This is a genomic window from Streptomyces boninensis (assembly GCF_048572725.1).
In the GTDB taxonomy this organism is placed as follows: domain Bacteria; phylum Actinomycetota; class Actinomycetes; order Streptomycetales; family Streptomycetaceae; genus Streptomyces; species Streptomyces boninensis.
Map to the genome: position 1 here is coordinate 1,995,162 of NZ_CP183837.1, position 20,284 is coordinate 2,015,445.

A 20,284-nucleotide genomic window follows, 5' to 3' on the forward strand; every position below is an offset into this window, starting at 1 on the left:
AAGTTTTCCCTTGACGTACTCGCAACGCCTGTCGTAACTTTACGTCCGTCGTAAGTTTTCCATCGCAGCTGCAGCTCGCAGAGAGGTCATCGCATGAACTTGCGCGTCACGGCTCGTACTGACAGCGAAAGCTCACGAGAAAGAGGACTGCCCATGCCACGGACAACCCCGACCGCGACCCCGACCTCGACGCTCACCGCATCCGATCCCGTGAAGGACTACCTGAAGCAGATCGGCCGCACCCCGCTGCTCAGCGCCGCCGAGGAGACAGCGCTCGGCGAGCGCATCGCGGGCGGCGGCGCGGACGGCGAGCGGGCCCGCGAGCACATGCTGCGGGCGAACCTCCGCCTCGTCGTCTCCGTAGCCAAGCGCTATACGGGCCTGGGGCTGCCCTTCCTGGACCTCGTCCAGGAGGGCAACCTCGGCCTGATGCGCGCGGTGGAGAAGTGGGACCACACCCGCGGCCTGAAGTTCTCCACGTACGGAATCTGGTGGATCAAGCAGGGCATCACGCGGGCGCTGGCCGACCAGTCGCGCACGATCCGGGTGCCCGCGCACATGCACCAGCAGATCAACAAGGTGGTGCGCACGCAGCGTTCGCTCTTCCAGGAGCTCGGGCGCGAGCCGACGGACGAGGAGCTCGGCGCCGCGGTGGAGCTGACGCCGGCGAAGGTCGCCGACATCCGCCGTTACGCCCGGCAGCCGGTGTCACTCCACCTGCCGCTGGACGAGGACGGCGGCGGCGAGCTGGGTGATGTGCTGCCGGACGCGGCGGGCGGCGCGGCGTACGAGGCCGTCGACCACGGCCTGCTGCGCACGCAGCTCCGCCACATCCTGGACGGACTCACGGAGCGTGAGGCAGGCGTGATCTCACAGCGCTACGGGCTGGCCGACGGCGAGCCCAAGTCCCTGGAGGAGATCGGCCGCACATACGGCGTCACGCGCGAACGCATACGCCAGATCGAGGCCAAGACCATGTCCAAGCTCCGCCGCCCGTCGGTGTCGGACTCACTGCGCGAGTACCTGTCGTGAGCGCGGCGCTCCAGCCGGGGCTGTGCCCCGGCCAGTCGGCGCTTCGCGCCTCGTCCTCAAGCGCCGGACGGGCTTGAAAGCCCGTCCGGCGCCAACGGATCAACTCTTCTTAGGAGCGCGCTTGCGCGGCGCGGCCGCCTTCTTCGTCCCGGCCGACCTGGCCGACACCGTCTTCTTCGCCGGAGTCTTCCGCGAAGCCACCGTCTTGGCCGTCGTCTTCTTGGCGGCCTTCCGCGGCGGAGCCGCATCCGCGTCGCTGACGCGATCCCCCAGCAACTCCCGCAGGAACTTCCCCGTATGACTCGCCGGCACCCCGGCTACCTCCTCCGGCGTCCCCTCCGCGATCACCAGACCGCCGCCGCTGCCGCCCTCGGGGCCCAGGTCCACGACCCAGTCCGCGGTCTTGATCACATCAAGGTTGTGCTCGATCACGATGACCGTGTTGCCCTTGTCGACCAGCCCCGACAGCACGTTGATGAGCTTGTTGATGTCCTCGAAGTGCAGACCCGTCGTCGGCTCGTCGAGCACATACACCGTGCTCCCCGTCGAGCGCTTCTGCAGCTCGCTCGACAGCTTCACCCGCTGCGCCTCACCGCCCGACAGCGTCGGCGCCGGCTGCCCCAGCCGTACATACCCGAGCCCGACCTCATTGAGCGTCCGCAGATGCCGGGCGATCTTCGGCACCGCCTCGAAGAAGTCGAGCGCCTCCTCGATCGGCATGTCCAGCACCTCGGCGATGGACTTGCCCTTGTAGTGCACCTCGAGCGTCTCCCGGTTGTACCGGGCGCCGTGGCACACCTCGCACGGGACATACACGTCCGGCAGGAAGTTCATCTCGATCTTGATGGTGCCGTCACCGGAGCAGTTCTCACACCGCCCGCCCTTGACGTTGAACGAGAACCGGCCCTGCTGATAGCCCCGCACCTTCGCCTCGGTCGTCTCCGCGAAGAGCTTCCTGACATGGTCGAAGACCCCGGTGTACGTGGCCGGGTTGGACCGCGGCGTACGGCCGATGGGCGACTGGTCGACATGCACAACCTTGTCGACCAGATCGTCGCCGTCCACCCGTGTGTGCCGCCCCGGCACGCTCCGCGCGCCATTGAGCTCACGCGCGAGATGCGTGTACAGGATGTCGTTGACCAGAGTCGACTTTCCCGAGCCCGAGACGCCCGTGACCGCCGTGAGCACACCCAGCGGGAACGCCACATCGACGTCCTGCAGGTTGTTCTCGCGCGCCCCGCGCACCGTGAGGTGCCGGTCGGGTTCGATGGGCCGGCGCACCAGCGGCGTCGGGATCTCCCGCTTGCCCGCCAGGTACTGCCCGGTGATCGACTCCTTCGTGCCCAGCAGCTGCTTCAGCGGCCCGCTGTGGACCACCTCGCCGCCGTGCTCCCCCGCGCCGGGGCCGATGTCCACCACCCAGTCGGCGACCTTGATGGTGTCCTCGTCGTGCTCGACGACGATGAGCGTATTGCCCATGTCCCGGAGCCGGACCAGGGTCTCGATCAGCCGGTGGTTGTCCCGCTGGTGCAGGCCGATGGACGGCTCGTCCAGCACGTACAGCACGCCGACCAGGCCGGAGCCGATCTGCGTGGCGAGGCGGATGCGCTGGGCCTCGCCGCCGGAGAGGGTGCCCGCCGCGCGGTTCAGGGAGAGATAGTCCAGGCCTACGTCGACCAGGAACCGCAGTCGCTCATTGACCTCCTTCAGCACCCGTTCGGCGATCTTCTTCTCGCGGTCGTTGAGCACCATGTCGCGCAGGAAGTCGGCGCAGTCGCTGATCGACATCGCCGAGACCTCGGCGATCGACTTCTCCTGGACGGTGACGGCCAGGACGATCGGCTTCAGCCGGGTGCCATCGCAGGTGGGGCAGGGCACTTCGCGCATATAGCCCTCGAAGCGCTCCCGGCTGGAGTCGCTCTCCGCCTCGCTGTGCCGCCGCTTCACGAAGGGCACTACGCCCTCGAAAGCCGTCGTGTACGAGCGCTCGCGGCCATAGCGGTTGCGGTACCGGACGTTGATCTTCGTGCGGTGGCCGTTCAGCAGCGCCTTCTGCGCCCGCTGCGGCAGCCCGGCCCAGGGGATGTCCGTACGGAAGCCGAGGTCGTCGGCGAGGGCGCCGATGATGCGGGCGAAATAGTCCTTGGTGTGGCCATGCGACCACGGGTGGATGGCGCCCTCGTCCAGCGACTTGTCCGGGTCGGGGACGATCAGCTCCGGGTCGACCTCCATGCGGGTGCCGATGCCGGTGCAGTCGGGGCAGGCGCCGAAGGGCGAGTTGAACGAGAAGGAGCGCGGCTCCAGCTCCTCGAAGGACAGGTCGTCGTACGGGCAGTAGAGGTGCTCGGAGAACATCCGCTCGCGCTCGGGGTCGTCCTCCGGCAGGTCGACGAAGTCGAGGATGACCATGCCACCGGAGAGGCCGAGCGCGGTCTCGACGGAGTCCGTCAGGCGCCGCTTCGCGCTGTCCTTGACCGTGAGGCGGTCGACGACCACCTCGATGGTGTGCTTCTCCTGCTTCTTCAGCTTCGGCGGCTCGGAGAGCTGGATGGTCTCGCCGTCGACCCGCGCGCGGCTATAGCCCTTCGTCTGCAGGTCGCCGAAGAGGTCCACGAACTCGCCCTTGCGCTCCCGCACCAGCGGCGACAGCACCTGGAACCTGCTGCCCGGCGGCAGCTCCAGCACCCGGTCGACGATCGCCTGCGGCGACTGGCGGGAGATGGGGCGGCCGCACTCCGGGCAATGCGGCTTGCCGATACGGGCGAAGAGCAGGCGGAGGTAGTCATAGACCTCCGTGATGGTGCCCACCGTGGAGCGCGGGTTGCGCGAGGTGGACTTCTGGTCGATCGAGACGGCCGGCGAGAGGCCCTCGATGAAGTCCACGTCCGGCTTGTCCATCTGCCCCAGGAACTGCCGGGCGTAGCTGGACAGCGACTCCACGTAACGACGCTGGCCTTCGGCGAAGATCGTGTCGAAAGCGAGCGACGACTTGCCCGACCCGGAGAGCCCGGTGAAGACAATGAGGGAGTCACGGGGCAGGTCGAGCGACACATTCTTGAGATTGTGCTCGCGAGCGCCACGGACGATGAGTCGGTCGGCCACGCCGTCAGGCACCTTTCGTGAGGGAGGGGCAGGAAGCCGCCGATAGGCGGTCCCGCCGCTCAAGCGTACGGGGAGCGTGCTGTCGGTGTCCGGGCCTTTCCGGGGCCCGGGTGAGACGTCGGTCCCACTCCATTTGGGTCGAGGCACACGCTAGCCTCTGCCACTGACAATCCCGCCCGGCCGAACATTCCCGGAGGTCAGAGCCATGACCGAGACAGCAGCCCGCGCGACGGCGGAGCGCGATCTCCAGCGCCTGCGAGCGGCGACCGACCGCCTGCTGGAGGCGGCCGCCCGGCTCGACGACTCCGGTCTCGCCGCCCCCAGCCGCCTCCCCGGCTGGACCCGCGGCCACATCCTGGCCCACCTCGCCCGCAATGCCGACGCGCTGGTGAACGTCCTCTCCGGCCGCCCCATGTACGCCTCCGCCGAGGCCCGCGACGCCGACATCGAGGCCGGCGCCCCGCGCCCGCTCGACGAGCAGCTCACGGACGTGCGCACCACCGCCACCCTCCTCGAGCAGACCGCGGCGGCGGTGCCGGACTGGACCGCCCGCTGCGAGCTGCGCAACGGCGTCACCGACAGCAAGTCCCGCATCCCCTTCCGCCGCCTCGTCGAGATCGAGCTGCACCATGTGGACCTCGGCATCGGTTACGAGCTGGGCGACCTACCCGCGGACTTCGTCCGGCACGAGACCGACTTCCTGGCGGCGCGCTTCGCCGGCAATGCGGCCGTACCCCCGATCCGTATCAGCGCCGCGGACGGGTCGACCTGGACCACCGGCGGCAAGGAAGGCGAGACCGTGGCGGTGACCGGCGAGCCCGCCGCCCTGATGGGCTGGCTCGCGGGCCGTACGAAGGGCGAGGGCCTGGACGCGGGCGGCGCCGGTCTCCCAGTCCTCCCCCCGCTCTGAAAGACTGCGGGCATGTCAGAACAGCCGTACTCAGGCAAGGTCACCGTCGGCGGCCCCGCGCAGGTCCACGAGCTCGCGGACCTCATGATCTCCAAGGTCGCGGTCGGCCCGATGGACAACAACGCATATCTGCTCCGCTGCCGCGCCACCGGCGAGCAGCTGCTCATCGACGCCGCCAATGAGGCGCACACGCTGCTCACCCTGATCGGCGACGACGGCATCGCCTCAGTGGTCACCACGCACCAGCACGGCGACCACTGGCAGGCGCTGCGCGAGGTCGTGGACGCCACCGGCGCGCGCACGTACGCGGGCCGCGAGGACGCCCCCGGCATCCCGGTGGCGACGGACGTCCCGGTGGACGACGGCGACACGATCGCGGTCGGCCGCGTCTCGCTCACCGCCCGCCACCTGGTCGGCCACACCCCGGGCTCGATCGCCCTGGTCTACGACGACCCGCACGGCCACGCGCACGTCTTCACGGGCGACTGCCTCTTCCCGGGGGGGCCTGGACGGACAACACAGCCGGAGGAGTTCAAGTCGCTCATGGAGGGACTTGAAGCCAAGATCTTCGGGCAGCTGTCGGACGAGACATGGGTCTACCCAGGCCATGGCAATGACACGACGCTGGGCGCGGAGCGTCCTCAGCTCTCGGCGTGGTGGAAGCGCGGCTGGTAGCCGGGCCCGGCGGCGATTTATCGGATGCGGCGGAGCCGGCCCACTGGCTACGCTCCGGCGCATGCCGCCCGCCTATCCCCCGAGCTATCCCCCGAAGCCGCGCCCCGGCGACCGCGTCGCCGTCGTCTCCCCTTCCGCCGGCCTGCCCGAGCTGTTCCCGCGCCCGTACGAACTCGGACTCGACCGGCTGCGCCGGGACTTCGGGCTCGAGGTAGTGGAGTACCCGACGACGCGCAAGATGTCCGCGCCCGCGGAGCGGGCCCGCGATCTTAATGCGGCGTTCGGCGACCCCTCGGTGAAAGCGGTGCTCACCAGCATCGGCGGCGACGACCAGATCACCGTGCTGCCGCACCTCGACCGCGAGCTGATCCGCGCCAACCCGAAACCGTTCTTCGGCATGAGCGACAACACCAATCTGCTCGCCTATCTGTGGAGCACTGGCATCGTCGGGTATCACGGCGGCGCCGTGATGACGGAGTTCGGGCGTCCGGGCGCGATGCATCCGCTGACCGAGGCGTCGCTGCGGGCGGCGCTCTTCGGCCGCGCGGAGCACGAATTGCGGCCGGCCGACACGTACCGGGACGTCGACTATCCCTGGGACGAGCCGGCCACCTTCGCGGGCGAACCGCCCATGGAGCCGGGGTCCGGATGGACCTGGCGGAACGCCGACCGGGTGGCCGAAGGTGTGAGCTGGGGCGGCAATCTGGAGATTCTGTCCTGGCTGCTGATGGCGGACCGCGAGATCGCGGCGGACCCTTCTGTGTACGACGGCTGCGTGCTCTTCCTGGAGACCTCGGAAGACATGCCCAGCGCCGGCGATGTCTTCTGGATCCTGCGCGCCATGGGCGAGCGCGGCCTGCTGCAGCGCTTCTCCGCGCTGCTGTGGGGGCGCCCCAAGTCATGGAGCTTCGAGTCGCCTAATAGTGCGGAGGAAAAGGTTCGTTACGCGAACGACCAGCGCGCGGCCGTGCTGCGGGCCGTCGAGACGTACGCCCCGTCGATCCCCGTCGTCCTCGACGTGGACTTAGGGCACACCGACCCGCAGCTGGTGATCCCGTACGGCGGCCGGATCCGCGTGGACGGCCCGGCGCGCCGTATCACGGTCACGTACTGAAAGAGCTCACCTGCTGAACTGCTGCCTGAGGTCGCAGTCGGTGAAGACCGGCGGCTTGCTGCACAGGCTCTGCATCTGCTCGGCGAACTTCTGCACCTCGGGCCGGTCGTTGTTGCGCTGCGCCTCTTCGTACGACTCGAACTCGGCGATAGTGAGGTGGCGTTTGCGGTTGCTGCGGTCCTGCATGACCGTGATCCGCACCGGGCCGCCGGGCTTGCCCTCCTGCTCCTTGCGGAACTGATCCGCCAGGGCCTGCATCTGCTCGGGCTGGTCCGTCTCGTAGTCGATGATCTGGATGAACTCCATCGTCCCTCCCATGCGGCGGCGCCCCACGCACGGGGGCGCACCCCGTGTCTCAACCAAGCACCACCCCCTGCCCCCGGCAAGGACGGATTTGCCTACGCCGGACGTATCCCGGCGGATACAGGCGTCGTTGGACGTGGCGTGCACATCGGAATGCCGCGGCTCGCGGCTGCTTCGCTGGCCGGGACCGCGATCGAGTTCTACGACTTCTTCGTCTACGGGACCGCGGCCGCCCTGGTCCTGGGCCCGCTCTACTTCCCCGACTTCTCGCCGATGGCCGGCACACTGGCCGCCTTCGGCACCTTCGGCGTCGGTTTCCTTTCGCGACCGCTCGGCTCTGTCCTCTTCGGGCACATCGGCGACCGTTACGGTCGCCGTCCCGTGCTCATCGCATCTCTGTTGTTGACCGGGATCGCGACGGTTCTGGTCGGTTGCGTGCCGACGTACGCCTCGATCGGCGCCGCCGCGCCCCTCCTCCTCCTGGTGCTGCGCTTCCTTCAGGGCCTCGGCCTCGGCGGCGAGTGGGGCGGCGCGGTGCTGCTGACGGCGGAGCACGCGCCCGCCGGGCGGCGGGGCCTGTGGTCGAGCTTCCCGCAGGTGGGCCCGTCGGTGGGCTTTCTGCTCGGCAACGGTGTGATGCTCGCGCTCTCCGCCGCGCTGACGGACGCGCAATTCCTGTCGTGGGGCTGGCGGGTGCCGTTCTGGGCGGCGGGGCTGCTGGCCGTCGCCGGCCTGCTGCTGCGCACCTCCCTCCCCGAATCCCCGGACTTCCTCGCGCTGCGCGAGCGTGCCCGCGCGCCGCTGTCGGAGGTGCTGCGCGACCACTGGCGCCTCGTCCTGCTGACCGCGGGCGGGCTGGCGATCGGCTACGCGATCTTCTACACGGTGACGACGTGGTCCCTGGCGTACGCGACGAAGGAACTGGGCGTCAGCCGCACGGTCATGCTCACCTGCATCCTGGCGGCGACAGCGATCAAGGGCGCCATCACCCCACTCCCCGCCCTGCTCAGCGACCGCTACGGCCGCCGCCCGCTGTGCCTGGCAGGCGCCGTGGCGGCGATGCTGTGGATGTTCCCCCTCATGGCCATGCTGCAGACCGGCCGCCCGCTGTGGATGTTCACCGGCATCCTGCTGGCCCTGCTCGCCTTCATCACCATGCTCTCGGTGGTGGCGTCGTATCTCCCCGAGCTCTACGCCCCCCACATCCGCTGCACCGGCGCCTCAGTCGGCTACAACCTGGGCGGCATCCTGGGCGGCGCCCTCACCCCCATCGTCGCAACGGCCCTGGCAGGCAATGGCGACGGCCCGCCCTGGCGGGTGGCGGCATACCTGACGGGCATCGCCGTGCTGAGCCTGGCCTGCTTCACGGCTCTGCCGGAGACGATGCCGGCGCGGGCGGGGAAGGCCGAGTCGGAGGCGGCCGCGACCGCCTGACCGGCTCTGCCCCGGCCCCGGCGGACTAGCCGCCCCTACCCGCCAGCCGCGAGCAGGCCCGTGAGTGCCCCCACCGGGTCCGCGTCCGGCTCGCCCTGCGGCCACCACGATTCCTCTGCCGAGGCGGGGGTGCCGGGGTCCGCGCTGTACGGGTACCAGCGGCCGTCGCGGCCGAACCGGAGTTGGGCACCGCGATGTTCGTCGGTGAGGCGGTTGGCGTGGGGGCGGAGGCGAGGGAGATCGGCGGCGGCGAGGGCGGGGCGGGCGCGGTCGAAGGGGCCGGCCGGGGGGTTCCAGGGCTCGTCGAGGAGGCGGAGGGCTTCGGGGCCGCCTTGGCGCCAGGCGGCTACGGCGCGGGCCAGGGACGTACGGCTGCGACCGGTCTCCGCGGCCAGGCGGGCGTACAGGGCGCGGGTCGAGGAGGTCAGCCCTGCGGTGGGGTGGGCGGCGGCGAGGCGGATGGCGTCCTGGTGGACGGTGAGGTGCGGCATGGGATCGGGGCCCGGTGCGGCGCTGGCGGGGCCGCCCGACTCAGCCGCGGAGACACCGCCCGCGCCGCCCGCGCCCGTCGCCGAAGCGGCCCCCGCCATCCGTACCAGCGCCGCATGCGCCCGGGACGCCGCATCCCCCGCCAGCAGCTCCACCGCCGTGGCGTCCAGCGGCAGTCCCGCCTCCGGGTCCGGCAAGGCCGGGCCGGTGCCCGGGTGTTCGGGCACCGGGAGCGGCGGCGGGAGTGGCGGGCGGTTCGTGCGGAAGACGGCCTCGCGTGCCGGGGTGGGCGCAGCCAGCCGCTTCCGGGACTCCGCGGCGCCGCGCGCCGCATTGCGCCGGCGGAACTGTTCCAGCAGCTCCGACTCGCCTCTCCCCCGCATCAGCAGCAGCACGAACGGGTCCGCGTCCAGCAGCCGCGCCGCCTGGTAGCAGAGCGCGGCCGCGTGTTTGCACGGGCGGCCGGTGTCGGGGCAGGAGCAGTGCGGGGCCAGGTCGCCTTCCGCCGGGAGGAGGCGGACGGCCGAGTCGGCCAGGGGGCGGGGCAGTTCCTTGTCGAGCAGGGCGGCGAGGTGGGCGGGGTCGGCCGCGGCCGAGTCCAGGAAGTGGTCCCACTGGGCGTCGGTGAGCGTACGGAGGCGGACCTCCGCTCGGTACGGGCGCGGGCGGCTGCCCTGGACGAGGGCGGCGACGCGGCCTGGGGTGACCGTGACCTCCTGGACGTGGCCGCCGCGCGCGTACGTGCGGCCGCGGGTGAGGCGGCCGGAGTCCAGCGACGTCTGCTCGAGCGCGGCCAGCCAGGCCTCGCCCCACCAGGTGTCCGCGAAGGGCGCCCGGCTCCCCTTCCGCGGCGCGAAGGCCGGGAAGATGCGCCGCCGGTCGTCCCCCGGGACGCGCAGCGGAGGCTTGAGCGGGTCCCAGGGCGGGGGCGCGTCTGGGTGGTTGGGACGGTCGGGCCGGTTGGGCCCCTTGGGCCGGTCAGGGCTCATACGTCGGCCTCCCCGTCCTCATGCCCCGCTCGCAGCGCCAGCAGCTCCGCGAGATCCGCGTCCGACAGCTCCGTCAGCGCCGTCGCCCCGCCCTCGGCGCCGAGGATCGCGTCCGCCAGCGACCGCTTCGTGAGGAGGAGTTCATCAATGCGGTCCTCCACCGTCCCCTCGGTGATCAGCCGGTGCACCTGTACCGGCTGCGTCTGCCCGATCCGGTACGCGCGGTCCGTGGCCTGTTCCTCAACCGCCGGGTTCCACCAGCGGTCGTAATGGATGACATGGCCGGCCCGCGTGAGGTTGAGGCCCGTGCCGCCTGCCTTCAGGGACAGCAGGAAGACCGGGACCTCGCCGTCCTGGAAGCGCTCGACCATCGTGTCCCGTTCGCGCACCGGCGTGCCGCCGTGCAGGAGTTGGGCGGGGATGCCCTGGGCCGCCAGGTGGCGCTCCAGGAGCCGGGCCATGGTGACGTACTGCGTGAAGACCAGCACCCCGCCGCCCTCCGCCAGGATCGTCTCCAGCAGCTCGTCGAGGAGCTGCAGCTTTCCCGAGCGGGTGGCCAGCAGGCCGTCGGGCTCGCGGAGGTACTGCGCCGGGTGGTTGCAGATCTGCTTGAGGGAGGTGAGCAGCTTCATCACCAGGCCGCGGCGGGCCATCGTGCCCTCGGCGGAGGCGATCTCGTCCAGCGCCTCGCGCACGACCGCCTCGTAGAGGACGGCCTGCTCGCGCGTGAGGGCCACCGGGTGGTCCGTTTCGGTCTTCGGGGGCAGCTCGGGGGCGATGCCGGGGTCGGACTTGCGGCGGCGCAGCACGAACGGGCGGACCAGGCGCGCCAGTCGCTCCGCCGCCTCCACGTCGCCCTCGGACTCGATGGCGCGGGCGTGCCGGGCGCGGAAGTTCTTCAGGCCGCCGAGGAGGCCGGGGGTGGTCCAGTCGAGGATGGCCCAGAGCTCGGAGAGGTTGTTCTCGACCGGGGTGCCGGTGAGGGCCACCCGCGCGGTCGACGGGATCGTGCGCAGCGCCTTGGCCGCCGCGGAATACGGGTTCTTGACGTGCTGCGCCTCATCCGCGACCACTAGGTCCCAGGGGACCGTGCTGAGTTCGGGCGCGCTGGTGCGCATCGTGCCGTACGTGGTGAGGACGAAGCCGCCGGTGGCCGCCGCGCCGTCCAGGGAGCGGCCGCTGCCGTGATAGCGGTGCACGGGGACGCCGGGGGCGAAGCGCTCGATCTCGCGCTGCCAATTGCCGAGCAGGGAGGCCGGGCAGACCACCAGGACCGGCGCCGCGGGCCGGCGGTGCAGCTGCAGGGCGATGACGGTGATGGTCTTGCCGAGGCCCATGTCGTCGGCGAGGCAGCCGCCGAGGCCGAGGCGGGTGATGCGGTCGAGCCAGGCGACGCCGCGGAGTTGATACTCGCGCAGGGTGGCGGCGAGTCCCGGCGGCTGCCGGGTAAGGGGCGCATCTCCTTGCGCCAGCCCCTTACGGATCTCGGCGAGCGTGCCCGTGGGCCGTACCGGCACCGCCTCGCCGTCCACCTCTGCCTCGCCGGTGAGCGCCACCGCGAGGGCCTGCACCGGGTCGAGATAGCCGAGGGCGCGTTTACGGACCTTGCGCACCAGCTCCGGGTCGACGACCACCCATTGGTCGCGCAGCCGCACCATCGGCCGGTGCGCCTCGGCCAGCTCGTCCATCTCCTGCTCGGTCAGCGGCAGTCCGCCGAGCGACACCTGCCAGCGGAATTCCAGGAGCTGCTCGGCGTCGAAGAAGCTGGTCTCGTTGGATGCCGTGCCGGGCCCGGGGCGGACGACGGCGTCGGCCACCAGGTCCCGTACCAGAGTGCGCGGCCAGTGCAGCTTGATGCCGGCGGCCTCCAGGCGGCGGGCGGCCGGGCCGAGGATCTCCTGCAGCTCGTCGTCCTCCAGCACCAGCGTGTCCGGTACGGACTGGTCGAGGAGCCGCGCCAGCGGGGGCCAGACGCGGGCGGCGCGGCGCAGCGCCAGGACCGTATCGACGCGGGCGCGGGGGCCGAAGGCGGCGGCCGCGGAGCCGTCCCAGAGGCCGACGGCGTCGGTGAGCAGGGTGGGGTCGGCGAGGCTGTGCACCTGCACGGCGACGGCGGCGGGGCGGGCGTCCGGCTCGTACAGCTCATGGGCCGACAGGTGCAGCCGCAGCGAGATCTTGACGCCCGCGTCGGCGCCGGCCGCCACCTCGGCGACCCAGCCCGCGGCGGCGGGGATCCGGACGCCCTGCGGCTCGGCGGTGGCATAGGCGGGATGGCCGGCGGCGGCCGGGGCGCCGGGGGTGCGCGGCAGGGTGTCGGCGACGGCGTCCAGGAAGCCGCGGACGAGGCCCTCGGCGTCGGGGAGCTCCAGCGAGGAGCGCCCTTCGAGCGGCACCGACCGGGCCTCGTACGGCATGGCGGCGGCGATGGCGCGCAGCTGCGCCAGGTCCTCGGCGTCGAGCGGGCCCGCGCGCCAGGCGTCGGTGCCGTCCTCGGTGAGGCCGGGGAGCAGCCGCCCGCGCGCCGCCAGGTGCAGTGCGTGCAGGGCGGCGGCGCCCCAGCAGGCGGCGGCCGGATGCGCCCTGAGGTCGCGGCCCGCGGCGGCCAGCGGCGGGAGGGCTTCGGCGAGGGTGAGCAGCCGGGCGGGGACAGCGGTGCTGTAGACCGCCGCGCCATGGGGGCGGACGACCGTGAGCTCCGTGTCGGCCCCTGGCGGCGCGGGCCCGCCAGGGGCCGGGGTGAGGGCGATGCGGCCGGCCCGGGGCGGGGCGCCCATGGGTGCGGGCAGGAAGACGACGGCGCTGTGCGCCACGTCCTGCCTGCCCGCTGGTGTGCTCATTTTGCCGAGTCTATGGCCGGGGTCTGACAGCGCCCCGGCTTGCGCGGACCGCCCGCCCCCGACGCCGTTGGCGGGAGCGGGCGACCTGCAGGTGGCGGGTCAGCGCTGGACGTCCGCCTTCTCGGCGGAGTCCGGCTCGTCCGCCCCGGAGTCCGCCGCCGACGCGGCCTCCTCCTGCGCCTTCTTCTTCGAGGCCATCAGGCTGGTGATGGTCGTAATGACGAGCACGCCGCAGATGACGCCCAGCGAGACCGGGATGGAGATCTCCGGTACGTGCAGGTCGGTCGTCTCGTGCAGGGCGTGCAGGACCAGCTTCACGCCGATGAAGCCGAGGATGATCGACAGGCCGTACGACAGGTGGACCAGCTTCTTCAGCAGGCCGCCGATGAGGAAGTACAGCTGCCGCAGACCCATCAGCGCGAACGCGTTCGCCGTGAAGACGACGTACGGGTCCTGGGTGAGGCCGAAGATCGCCGGGATCGAGTCGAGCGCGAAGAGCACGTCCGTGGTGCCGATCGCCAGCATGACGATCAGCATCGGCGTGACCAGCCGCTTGCCGTTCTCGTGCACGAACATCTTGGTGCCGTGCCACTTGTCGGTGGAGGGGACGCGCTTCTCGATGAACTTCATCACGCGGCCCTCCTCCCACTCCTCGTCCTCTTCGTCGGCCCGCGCGTCCTGGATGAGCTTCCAGGCGGTGTAGATGAGGAAGGCGCCGAAGATGAAGAAGACCCAGGCGAAGGTGTTGATCGCGGCCGCGCCCGCGGCGATGAAGACGGCCCGCAGCACCAGCGCGATCAGCACGCCGATCATCAGCACGCGCTGCTGGTAGATCGCCGGGACCGCGAACTTCGCCATGATCAGGACGAAGACAAAGAGGTTGTCGACGCTGAGCGACTTCTCGGTGATGTATCCGGCGAAGAACTCGCCCCCGATCTGGCCGCCGCCCCACACCATGAGGCCCAGGCCGAAGAGCGCGGCAAGGACGACCCAGACGATCGTCCAGATGCCGGCTTCCTTGATCGAGACCTCGTGCGGTTTACGACCGCCGATGAAGAAGTCAACCGCGATGAGCGCACACAGTCCGACGACCGTGAGCACCCACAAGGTCAATGAGACGTCCAAACCGGATCCCCTCCTAGAGGCATGAACCATCAACGGTACAAGAATGGCCAAGAGGAGGTAAAGCGAGAGTCAAAAGACCTGGTTGTGGACCGGGTCACACGGGTCGTCACACGTCGGCCTGATCGGCCTTCCGCGAGGCCCGCAGGCTGGTCAGGGTCGTGATGATCAGCACGCCGCAGATCACGGCGAGCGAGACCGGCGTGGAGATTTCGGGTACGTGCAGGTCGGTCGTCTCGTGGATGGCGTGCAGGATCAGCTTGACGCCGATGAAGCCGAGGATGATCGACAGGCCGTACGAGAGGTGGACGAGGCGGTCGAGCAGGCCGCCGATGAGGAAGTACAGCTGCCGCAGGCCCATCAGCGCGAAGGCGTTCGCCGTGAAGACGATGTACGCGTCCTGAGTGAGGCCGAAGATCGCCGGGATCGAGTCGAGCGCGAAGAGCAGGTCGGTGGAGCCGATGGCGAGCATCACGACCAGCATCGGGGTCATGAGCCTGCGGCCGTTCTCGTACACGAAGAGCTTGGTGCCGTGATAGTCGCTGGTCGAGGGGAAGCGCCGCTCGACCGCCTTGAGAAGCCGGTTCTCCTCGTACTCCTCGTTGTGGTCCTCGGCCCTGGCCTCCATGATCAGCTTCCAGGCGGTCCAGATCAGGAAGATGCCGAAGAGGTAGAAGATCCAGGCGAAGGAGTTGATCAGCGCGGCGCCGAGCGCGATGAAGATCGCGCGCATGATCAGAGCGATGATCACGCCGACCATCAGGACCCGGGACTGGTACTGCTTCGGCACCGAGAACTTCTTCATGATCAGCACGAAGATGAAGAGGTTGTCGACGCTGAGCGACTTCTCGGTGATGTAACCCGCGAAGAACTCGCCCGCCGGTGTGGACCCGGAGTGCCACCAGATGCCGAGCCCGAAGAGCACGGCCAGGATGACCCAGATGACCGTCCAGGTCCCGGCCTCCTTCATCGAGACCTCGTGCGGCTTGCGGCCGACGAAGAAGTCGACGGCGATGAGCGCGCAGAGGGCGACGACGGTCAGGACCCAGGCGAGCAGCGATACGTCCACGGATCAAGCGTGGCCTCGCGGCGGAGGCCTCACCACCGGAGGGCTATCGGAGAGCGCGCGCCGCCCCGCTCACCGCCCCTGCAGCCGCCGCGCCGCCGCGACCTGCCCGAGCACCTGCGTCAGCACCTGGCTGCCCGCGGGCACCACGGAGGGCTCGTACGTCCAGGCATGCCCCACCCACGGGTCCGCCAGGTGATCGTCGGGTACGGGCGTGAGCCGCAGCAGGGTCCGGAACAGCGGGTCGAGCACCGGGCCGAAGCCGCGGGTGTCCTCGCGGTCGGCGACGAGCAGCAGGTGTACGCCGACGGTCGGGCCCTCGTCCGCGAGATAGCGCAATTGGGTGACGGCGCGGTCGTCGAAGCCGTGCGGGAAGTCGTGCACGATCAGCAGCTGCTCGGCGACGTCGAGGTCCGGCGGCAGCGAGTCGGCGGCGCCGCTCCGTACCGCCATCTGCACCAGGTCGACGCGCTGGGTGAGCTTGTCGAGGGTGGCCTGGACGCCGGCCGCGCCGGTGGGCGGCGGGTCGGCCAGGACGCCGGAGTGCAGCAGCGGGGTGAGCGCCGGGGCGGCGGTGCCCGCCGCGTCGATGACCTGCACGGACAGCTCGCCCGGCGGGTACGTGGCGAGCAGCCGGGCGGCGTGCGCGACCGCGGTGCGGGCGGCGCGGGCGCGCAGCTCGCCGGGGTCGGCGAGGGCCGGGTCGGCGAGGGCGGCGTCGATGAAGTCGGCCTCGGTCGGGGAGCTGCGGCCGCTGTCGATCCACAGGCCGCGCTCCAGCGGGAGGCGGACCAGCATGGGGATGCGCAGCCCTGAGGTCTCCGGGAGGCGCAGGTCGCCGAGGCGGACGGCGAGCGGGAGCTCGCCCGGGACCTGGTAGCCATGCCAGGTGGGGCTCTCCCAGCCGGCGAAGGGCGGGGGCAGCGCGGGCTCGACGACCTCGGCTTCCGCCTCGAGCTGGGCGATGTCGCGCTCCAGGGCGGCGCGGGCGGTGCCGACGAGGTCGGCGTGCTTGCTACGGGCCGCTTCGCGGGCGGCGTCGGCGGCCGGGCCCATGCGCGTACGCGGGTCGGAGAGGACACTCTCCAGCTCGCGGTCCATCCGCGACTCGGCGAAGTCCACCGCGGAGCGGTAGGCGGCGACGGTGCGCGCCAGGTCCTCGAACATGCCCCACACCTGGTTGTAGAGCCGCTCCTCCATGGACCATCCGGCGGCGTCGCCTGCGATGGGGGTGGGGGCGCGGGTGCCTGCGCCTGCGGCGGGCGGTGGCGGGGCGGCGGGGGCGCCCGGTCCTGACGCGCCGCCGGCGAACTGCCCGCCGGGGCCGGGGGCGGGCTCCGGGCGGCTCGGGTGCTGGTAGTCCACCGGGCCGGTGCCGGGGATGGTCGGGTCCCCCGAACCGGCTCCCGGGCCGGTGCCGGCGCCCGCGTCCGGTCCAGGCGGTCGGCTGCGCCGCGGATGGCTGTAAGCGACGCCGTCCGCGCCGGTGTCCTGGCCGCCCGCGGCGGGTGCCGTGGCGCCGGGGCCCTGGCCCGCGGCAGCGGCATCCGTTGCCCCGCCGCTGCCCTGGACGGCGCCGCGTACGCCCGAAGCCGCCCGCCATCCCGTGCCGTCGGTGCCGCCCGCCGCCGGGCTCGGCGGGGCCGCGAAGGAGCGCTCTATGCCCGCTGCCACCGCCGCGTTGATCTCCGCCGCCAGCTGCGGTGCCGCCGGCAGGCCGTGGTCGGCGAGCATGGCCTCCAGGCCGCCCGCGTAGCCCTGGCCGATGGCGCGGATCTTCCAGGCGCCCTTGCGGAGGTAGAGCTCGAGTGTGGTCACCGCGGACTCGCTGTCCAGGCCCGTCACCGCGAAGGTGGCGATCTCGGCGCCGTCGAGCCCGGTGACCGCGGCGCGCGGCGGCGCGATGGCGCCGAAGCGCTCCGGGCCGCCGACGCCCATGGGCAGGGCGAGCAGCACATGCACCCGCTCGACGGCCTCCGGCAGCGCGTCCAGGTCGACGGCGAGATGGTGCTCCGCCGCCGCCTGCCGCGGCACCTCCAGACCGGGCAGCGTGGGCGCGCCTGGGTGCGCGACCCAGTCGGTGCCCCGTACCTTGCCGTCGCCGTCGCCGAATGTCGCGCCGGCCACCACGGGCCGGTCCGCCGTGATCCGGATCTCCAGGCGGGTCGCGGGCAGCGGATGGTTCTGCCCATGGACCAGCTCGGCCGTCATCCGCTGCCCCCTTGTGAATCCCCGGTCAATCGCGTACGGCGCCTTACAGCACCGGCAGGATGGATGGCATCAGGTCCTGGAAGGTGCGCCCTTGGGCGGGCGTGCCGACCGCGGTCATGGACCAGCCGGCGCCGACGCGGTGCACCTTGGCCATGATCTGGGCGGTGTACTGGCCGCCGCCGGTGAGCGTATAGCGGGCCAGCTCCTGGCCGTTGGTCTCGTCGACCAGGCGGCAGAAGGCGTTCTGCACCTCGGCGAAGGTCTGGCCGGTGAAGGAGTTCACCGTGAAGACGATCTGGTCGATGTGCACCGGGATCCGCTGCAGGTCCACCAGGATCGACTCGTCGTCGCCGCCTTGGCCCGCGCCGCCGACAAGGTTGTCGCCGGTGTGCCGGACGGAGCCGTCGTCGCTGACCAGATGCCGGAAGAAGACCACGTCGACGGGCTGCTTGTCGGCGAAGAGCACCGCCGAGGCGTCGAGGTCGACCTCACGGGTGCGGGTGCCGAAGAGGCCGCGGCGCGGCGCCGCCTGCCAGCCGAGCCCCATCCGCACCGCGGTCAGCGTGCCGCCGTCGGACTTCTGCAGGCTGATCGCCTGTCCCTTGGACAAGTTGACGCTCACGCGCTCTTCCCCTCCTTATGCCGCTGCTGCGGCCGCCCCCGTTGTTGCTGCCGGCACGGCCGAACCCTGCAGGCCACCCTATGCGCGCCCGGCCAGGCTGCCGCCAGTCGGGCCGGAAACTTGTGGCGGTCTTGAGACAACGCGCCCCCGGGCGGGGTCAGGCCAGCCCCGCCTCCCTCATCTGCCGGAGCTCCTTCTTCATCTCCGACACCTCGTCGCGCAGCCGCGCGGCCACCTCGAACTGCAGGTCAGCGGCGGCGGCCCGCATCCGGTCGGTCATCTCCTCGATCTGCCTGGCCATATCGGCGGCGGGCGTCTCCGTGGGCGCCTGCGACTGCCCCTTGCCCTTGCCGCCCTTCTTGCCCGCGCCCGCCTTCGCGGGCGACTGCTGCCGCAGGTCCGGCACCGGGGCCGGCTTATTGCGGGTGCCGGCCGCCTCCGCGTCCCGGTAGCCGCTGCCGAGCAGCTGCTCGGTGTCGATCTCCTCGCGGGCGATCTGCGACACGATGTCGTTGATCTTCTTACGGAGCGGCTGTGGGTCGATGCCGTTTTCCTTGTTGTACGCCAGCTGCTTGTCGCGGCGCCGGTTGGTCTCGTCGATGGCCTTGGCCATCGCCGGGGTGACCTTGTCGGCGTACATGTGCACCTCGCCCGAGACGTTACGGGCGGCGCGGCCGATCGTCTGGATCAGCGAGGTGCCGGAGCGGAGGAAGCCCTCCTTGTCGGCGTCGAGGATCGACACCAGGGAGACCTCGGGGAGGTCGAGGCCCTCCCGCAGCAGGTTGATGCCGACCAGCACGTCGAACTCGCCACTGCGCAGCTCCCGCAGCAGCTCCACCCGCCGCAGGGTGTCGACGTCGCTGTGCAGATAGCGGACCTGGATGCCGAGCTCCACGAAATAGTCCGTGAGGTCCTCGGCCATCTTCTTGGTGAGGGTGGTGACCAGGACGCGCTCGTCCTTCTCGGCGCGGGTGCGGATCTCGTGCACCAGGTCGTCGATCTGGCCCTCGGTCGGCTTGACGACGACCTCCGGGTCGACCAGGCCTGTCGGGCGGATGATCTGCTCCACGACGCCGTCGCCGCGGGAGAGCTCGTACTTGCCGGGGGTGGCCGACAGATAGACGGTCTGGTCGGTGCGCTCCAGGAACTCCTCCCACTTCAGCGGCCTGTTGTCGAGCGCGGAGGGGAGCCGGAAGCCGTGGTCGACAAGGGTGCGCTTGCGGGCGGCGTCGCCCTCGTACATCGCGCCGATCTGGGGCACGGTGACATGCGATTCGTCCAGGACGAGGAGGAAGTCGTCCGGGAAATAGTCGAGCAGGGTGTGCGGCGGGGAGCCGGCCTCGCGGTCGTCCATGTGCAGCGAATAGTTCTCGACGCCGGAGCAGGTGCCGATCTGCTGGAGCATCTCCAGGTCGTACGTGGTGCGCATGCGCAGCCGCTGGGCTTCCAGCAGCTTGCCCTGCTTCTCCATGGCGGCGAGCTGCTCGGTGAGCTCGCTCTCGATCCCCTTGATCGCCTTGGCCATGCGCTCGGGACCCGCGATGTAGTGCGAGGCGGGGAAGACATACAGGTGCTCGTCCTCGCTGATGACCTCGCCGGTCAGCGGATGCAGCGTCGACAGCGCCTCGATCTCGTCGCCGAACATCTCGATCCGGACGGCGAGCTCCTCGTACACCGGGAAGATCTCGATGGTGTCGCCGCGGACCCGGAAGGTGCCCCGCTGGAAGGCCTGGTCATTGCGCGCGTACTGGATGTCGACGAAGCGGCGCAGCAGCTGGTCGCGGTCGATCTCCTCGCCGACCTTGAGGGGGACCATCCGGTCCACGTACTCCTGCGGGGTGCCCAGGCCGTAGATGCACGAGACGGAGGCGACCACGACGACGTCGCGGCGGGTGAGGAGGGAGTTCGTCGCGGAGTGGCGCAGCCGCTCGACCTCCTCATTGATCGAGGAGTCCTTCTCGATGTACGTATCCGTCTGGGGGACGTAGGCCTCGGGCTGGTAGTAGTCGTAGTAGGAGACGAAGTACTCCACCGCGTTGTTGGGCAGGAGCTCGCGGAATTCATTGGCCAGCTGGGCGGCCAGGGTCTTGTTCGGCGCCATGACCAGGGTGGGCCGCTGCAGCCGCTCGATCATCCAGGCCGTGGTCGCCGACTTGCCGGTGCCGGTCGCGCCGAGCAGCACGACGTCCTTTTCGCCGGCCTTGATACGACGCTCGAGCTCGTCGATGGCGGTCGGCTGGTCGCCGCTGGGCTGGTAGGGACTGACGACCTCGAAGGGCGCCACGGTGCGTTCGATGTCGGATACGGGCCGCATGAGACCTACCGTACGACCCGGCACTGACAACCGGTCCCGGAGCGGCTCGCACGCAAGGTCGATA

The 20,284-nt window shown here is 70.9% G+C and carries 13 protein-coding genes and 1 pseudogene; 5 read left to right on the top strand and 9 right to left on the bottom strand.

Annotated elements, in window-relative coordinates; translation table 11 throughout:
• Positions 1–201: 201 nt before the first annotated feature.
• Positions 202–1,032, top strand: a pseudogene (locus tag ACNNMR_RS08950) (sigma-70 family RNA polymerase sigma factor); the annotation flags it as partial.
• 99 nt (positions 1,033–1,131) lie between these two features.
• Here ACNNMR_RS08950 and uvrA read toward each other — a convergent pair.
• A complete protein-coding gene (gene uvrA / locus ACNNMR_RS08955) occupies positions 1,132–4,134 on the bottom strand; it encodes an excinuclease ABC subunit UvrA (RefSeq protein WP_419993999.1) in 3,003 nt (1,000 codons plus the stop codon).
• A 205-nt stretch (positions 4,135–4,339) separates the two neighbouring features.
• Between uvrA and ACNNMR_RS08960 the strand changes: the two genes are divergently transcribed.
• The 3 genes from ACNNMR_RS08960 to ACNNMR_RS08970 all read left to right on the top strand — a co-directional run bounded on the left by ACNNMR_RS08960 (position 4,340) and on the right by ACNNMR_RS08970 (position 6,833).
• Positions 4,340–5,044, top strand: a complete 705-nt coding sequence (locus ACNNMR_RS08960) for a maleylpyruvate isomerase family mycothiol-dependent enzyme (protein WP_419994000.1) — start codon at positions 4,340–4,342, stop codon at positions 5,042–5,044.
• Between the two features lie 12 nt (positions 5,045–5,056).
• Positions 5,057–5,719: an MBL fold metallo-hydrolase gene (locus tag ACNNMR_RS08965; protein ID WP_419994001.1), complete on the top strand. Its 663-nt coding sequence runs from the start codon at positions 5,057–5,059 to the stop codon at positions 5,717–5,719.
• A 61-nt stretch (positions 5,720–5,780) separates the two neighbouring features.
• Entirely contained in the window at positions 5,781–6,833 is a 1,053-nt protein-coding gene (locus ACNNMR_RS08970) for a S66 family peptidase (protein WP_419994002.1), read from the top strand.
• Between the two features lie 6 nt (positions 6,834–6,839).
• Here ACNNMR_RS08970 and ACNNMR_RS08975 read toward each other — a convergent pair whose 3' ends face one another.
• Positions 6,840–7,139, bottom strand: a complete 300-nt coding sequence (locus ACNNMR_RS08975) for a hypothetical protein (RefSeq protein WP_419994003.1) — start codon at positions 7,137–7,139, stop codon at positions 6,840–6,842.
• 150 nt (positions 7,140–7,289) lie between these two features.
• On the opposite strand from ACNNMR_RS08975, the gene ACNNMR_RS08980 reads away from it, so the two are divergent.
• Complete coding sequence (locus ACNNMR_RS08980) at positions 7,290–8,570, top strand: MFS transporter (RefSeq protein ID WP_420000301.1); 1,281 nt, start codon at positions 7,290–7,292, stop codon at positions 8,568–8,570.
• Between the two features lie 35 nt (positions 8,571–8,605).
• On the opposite strand, the gene ACNNMR_RS08985 is transcribed toward ACNNMR_RS08980, so the two are convergent.
• From ACNNMR_RS08985 to uvrB, 7 genes are all read right to left on the bottom strand, one after another.
• Positions 8,606–10,048: an SWIM zinc finger family protein gene (locus ACNNMR_RS08985; protein ID WP_419994004.1), complete on the bottom strand. Its 1,443-nt coding sequence runs from the start codon at positions 10,046–10,048 to the stop codon at positions 8,606–8,608.
• Complete coding sequence (locus ACNNMR_RS08990; protein ID WP_419994005.1) at positions 10,045–12,885, bottom strand: DEAD/DEAH box helicase; 2,841 nt, start codon at positions 12,883–12,885, stop codon at positions 10,045–10,047. The genes ACNNMR_RS08985 and ACNNMR_RS08990 overlap by 4 nt, the downstream gene beginning before the upstream one ends.
• A 99-nt stretch (positions 12,886–12,984) precedes the next feature.
• Positions 12,985–14,010, bottom strand: coding sequence for a TerC family protein (locus ACNNMR_RS08995; protein ID WP_419994006.1), 1,026 nt, complete (start codon positions 14,008–14,010; stop codon positions 12,985–12,987).
• A gap of 106 nt (positions 14,011–14,116) precedes the next feature.
• Positions 14,117–15,076, bottom strand: coding sequence for a TerC family protein (locus ACNNMR_RS09000; RefSeq protein ID WP_419994007.1), 960 nt, complete (start codon positions 15,074–15,076; stop codon positions 14,117–14,119).
• Positions 15,077–15,145: 69 nt separating this feature from the next.
• Positions 15,146–17,284, bottom strand: a complete 2,139-nt coding sequence (locus ACNNMR_RS09005; protein ID WP_419994008.1) for a TerD family protein — start codon at positions 17,282–17,284, stop codon at positions 15,146–15,148.
• A 43-nt stretch (positions 17,285–17,327) separates the two neighbouring features.
• Positions 17,328–17,906 carry a TerD family protein gene (locus tag ACNNMR_RS09010; protein WP_419994009.1) on the bottom strand — a complete coding sequence of 193 codons (579 nt, stop codon included), beginning with the start codon at positions 17,904–17,906 and terminating at the stop codon, positions 17,328–17,330.
• A gap of 157 nt (positions 17,907–18,063) precedes the next feature.
• Complete coding sequence (uvrB, locus tag ACNNMR_RS09015) at positions 18,064–20,220, bottom strand: excinuclease ABC subunit UvrB (RefSeq protein ID WP_419994010.1); 2,157 nt, start codon at positions 20,218–20,220, stop codon at positions 18,064–18,066.
• Positions 20,221–20,284 lie beyond the last annotated feature (64 nt).

Coding starts and splice junctions, on each gene's coding strand:
- ACNNMR_RS08985 (WP_419994004.1), bottom strand. CDS start 10,048: ATGAGCCCTGACCGGCCCAAGGGGCCCAACCGGCCCGACCGTCCCAAC.
- ACNNMR_RS08960 (WP_419994000.1), top strand. CDS start 4,340: ATGACCGAGACAGCAGCCCGCGCGACGGCGGAGCGCGATCTCCAGCGC.
- ACNNMR_RS08990 (WP_419994005.1), bottom strand. CDS start 12,885: ATGAGCACACCAGCGGGCAGGCAGGACGTGGCGCACAGCGCCGTCGTC.
- ACNNMR_RS09005 (WP_419994008.1), bottom strand. CDS start 17,284: ATGACGGCCGAGCTGGTCCATGGGCAGAACCATCCGCTGCCCGCGACC.
- ACNNMR_RS08975 (WP_419994003.1), bottom strand. CDS start 7,139: ATGGAGTTCATCCAGATCATCGACTACGAGACGGACCAGCCCGAGCAG.
- uvrB (WP_419994010.1), bottom strand. CDS start 20,220: ATGCGGCCCGTATCCGACATCGAACGCACCGTGGCGCCCTTCGAGGTC.
- ACNNMR_RS08965 (WP_419994001.1), top strand. CDS start 5,057: ATGTCAGAACAGCCGTACTCAGGCAAGGTCACCGTCGGCGGCCCCGCG.
- ACNNMR_RS08970 (WP_419994002.1), top strand. CDS start 5,781: ATGCCGCCCGCCTATCCCCCGAGCTATCCCCCGAAGCCGCGCCCCGGC.
- ACNNMR_RS08980 (WP_420000301.1), top strand. CDS start 7,290: ATGCCGCGGCTCGCGGCTGCTTCGCTGGCCGGGACCGCGATCGAGTTC.